Here is a 1,664-nt window from a genome sequence, read left to right as displayed (position 1 = left end):
ACCAAGTCGTTGAGCCGCCTGGACTTATCCGAGCAGGTGGTGGCAAAGGGGGATAATTCATTATTATCTTTATTATAAGAGTATGAGTGTTTCAGATTACCCAACGCCCCGGTTCTTTTATTCTCACTTCCAAGAAAGTCCTTTATCGAGACTATTTTTTTCTCGCTCCCATCCACCTGAATGGTGGTTTGAGGCATTTTCTCGAGAATTTTGTACTCTGCGCTGGCTTTAAAAATCTCTTCATCTGTATAACCATATAAATTTTTATCCATGAGATTAATGGATTTATCATGGATATTTATGGTGCCACTCCTAGCCAGATGCTTATTAATTTCGGCTTGAATAACTGAATAAATCTTTAATTCGGCGGTAAGCTCAGCTAATTCTTCACGCAACTTGCTACGGGCATCACCATGATGATTCATTGAATCAACAATCACTTTCAAAATATCATCACCGATACGATCGGCGGTTAAAGAGAAATGCATTACTGCCATGAACGCCCGCAATTCCCATTGTGTATTCGGCGATGATTCAAGGAACTCTTTTACTCGCTTGATGCCATTTTGCAGTTGGTTGTCATAATGACCGCCTTTAAGAATGGCATCCTCGGGTAGAAAATAAGCTAGGATTTTCTTGAGCAATTCGATATCATCAGTAATTACTCTATTGGCAAAAACCTCCGAATCTTTTCTGGGATCATATTTAATGGAAATATCTATATTTTTATCTTTGACTAACTGAACCAATTCTTCTAAAACTGAAGAACCATGACCAGTAAGTTGTTCCACCCTAACTTTTTCTAGATCCTCAATAAAATGTTGTGGGTTTTGTTCGTAGGCTCTAATCATATTAAATAATTTGCCCTCGCATCATCGTTGGTTTTCTTGGTCTCTTCCCATCGTAGGGATGTTGAGGCTGCCTCTCCCTCTGGCGCTTAATATCATCAAGCAACTCGCGCTCCGCTGGCTTTATCTCTTCGGCGGAACGGCCCGCAAATATCTTCATTACGGCTCCAGGCGTTAAGCCGATATCAGCACACATTTCTTGCAATAATTTTGCGCGGTGATCGCTGTCGGCTATTGCCAGTTCTGCCTGTTTAAGCGTTTTGTCATATTCATCAAAATGGGAAGACTTCATAATCTACCTCCTATTCTATTACGTTATTTTTATTTAGCTTGTCAGGCAAAGCCGTTGTTTTGTCGCTTTTTCATATTAGATAAGGTGATGACTTGTGATACTTTTAGTGAGAACCACCCGGTGCTTAATTCTTTGGCCTCGGTCCAACGCCGATAAAAATGAGCGAGCCGTTGCGTACTGAGAGAACTCCCCGCCAGTACATCGACATTGCCATACAGATAATAGTCAGGGCCAAGAACGGCCCGCGCTGCATTAGCTAACATATAAAGTGCCGCGAAGGGATTTTTCAGCCCTCGACGTTGTTCCACTCGTTGGATAAGCACGATCCAAACCCGCCTTTGTTCAATTTCTACGCGCCAGGCAAGCTTATCGATGATAAGCTGTCAAACATGAGAATTCTTGAAGACGAAAGGGCCTCGTGATACGCCTATTTTTATAGGTTAATGTCATGATAATAATGGTTTCTTAGACGTCAGGTGGCACTTTTCGGGGAAATGTGCGCGGAACCCCTATTTGTTTATTTT

2 protein-coding genes and 1 pseudogene are annotated in these 1,664 nt (G+C 41.8%); all 3 read right to left on the bottom strand.

Features of this window, described 5'->3' with window-relative positions:
* A partial coding sequence (gene lcrV, locus ACS8YF_RS19510; RefSeq protein ID WP_440851755.1) for a type III secretion system needle tip protein LcrV occupies positions 1-851 on the bottom strand: 851 nt, incomplete at its 3' end.
* 1 nt (position 852) lies between these two features.
* A complete protein-coding gene (lcrG, locus tag ACS8YF_RS19505; protein WP_440851754.1) occupies positions 853-1,140 on the bottom strand; it encodes a type III secretion system chaperone LcrG in 288 nt (95 codons plus the stop codon).
* Positions 1,141-1,181: 41 nt separating this feature from the next.
* Positions 1,182-1,508: pseudogene (gene lcrR / locus ACS8YF_RS19500) on the bottom strand (type III secretion system chaperone LcrR); the annotation flags it as partial.
* Between the last annotated feature and the right edge of the window lie 156 nt (positions 1,509-1,664).

Origin of the sequence: Salinisphaera sp. SWV1 (assembly GCF_052044155.1) — a bacterium.
Classification (GTDB): domain Bacteria; phylum Pseudomonadota; class Gammaproteobacteria; order Nevskiales; family Salinisphaeraceae; genus Salinisphaera.
The sequence above is the reverse complement of the archived record's forward strand: the minus strand, read 5'-3'. Positions and strand labels throughout refer to the sequence as shown.